At 74.7% G+C, this 376-nt stretch carries 1 protein-coding gene; it reads left to right on the top strand.

Features of this window, described 5'->3' with window-relative positions:
- A partial coding sequence (locus UK12_RS42055) for a hypothetical protein (protein WP_045306989.1) occupies positions 1-376 on the top strand: 376 nt, incomplete at both ends.

The raw sequence follows: 376 nt of genomic DNA, 5'->3' as shown, positions 1-376 counted from the left end.
GCGCCTGCGGCTCTCCGAGGTCAACGAGGACACGGCCTCGCTGCTGCTCGCGGACGAGTCCGGTCAGGCGGTCGCCTCGGTCGAGTCGCTGGTCTCGCGGGAGGTCTCCGAGGAGCAGGTGCGCAGTGCGCGCGGCGGCTTCGTGGAGTCGCTGTTCCGGGTGGAGTGGACCGCGCTGCCGGTCTACGCCGCACCCGCAGGCCGCTGGGCGGTGCTCGGGACCGACGCTCTCGGAGCGGTCGGTGCCGGGGCCGAAGGATTCGCCGATCTGGCCGCACTGGGCGCGGCGGTGGACGGCGGCGTGCCGGCCCCCGATGCGGTCTTCGTGTCGCTGGCGCCGATCGCAGCCGACGACTCCGCTGCCGAGACCGCCCCA

The sequence above is a fragment of the Saccharothrix sp. ST-888 genome, from assembly GCF_000955975.1.
Classification (GTDB): domain Bacteria; phylum Actinomycetota; class Actinomycetes; order Streptomycetales; family Streptomycetaceae; genus Kitasatospora.
Note: the sequence above shows the minus strand (reverse complement) of the source record. Positions and strands in the feature narration are given on the sequence as shown.